The organism is Streptomyces sp. WM6386 (assembly GCF_000972385.1).
GTDB lineage: Bacteria > Actinomycetota > Actinomycetes > Streptomycetales > Streptomycetaceae > Streptomyces.
Genome location: NZ_JXTE01000577.1, coordinates 1 through 392, shown reverse-complemented (window position 1 = coordinate 392; position 392 = coordinate 1). Strand labels below are relative to the sequence as shown.

At 74.7% G+C, this 392-nt stretch carries 1 pseudogene; it reads left to right on the top strand.

Annotation, left to right across the window (positions count from 1 at the left end):
• Positions 1-392, top strand: a pseudogene (locus TN53_RS42770) (hypothetical protein); the annotation flags it as partial.

The following is a 392-nucleotide window of genomic DNA, read 5'->3' as shown; positions in this document are numbered from 1 at the left end:
GTGTGGAAGCCGGTCGGAGTGCTGTCGATCGGCCTGGTGCTGGCCTCGGCCGCGGCGGTCGGAGCGGGGGCAGCCCTGGTGTCCCCCCTGTCGTGGCAGATGGCCCTCGTGCTGGGCGCGGTACTCGCAAGCACCGACCCGGTGGCGGTCACGGCGCTGGGCAGACGCCTCGCCCTGCCCGCCCAGGTACAGGCCCTGTCCAACGGCGACCGGGCCTGGCCCCTCTACGCGCTCGCCGTCGCCGCCACGCTGATCGCCGTACGCATGCTGTGGCTGGCGCCGCTGTCGGCGGTGGTGCATCGCAAGGGCGGCATCACCCGCATGAACTGGCGGGTGCCGGTGGTACTGACCTGGGCGGGCACCCGGGGCGTGGTCCCGCTGGCCGCCGCCCT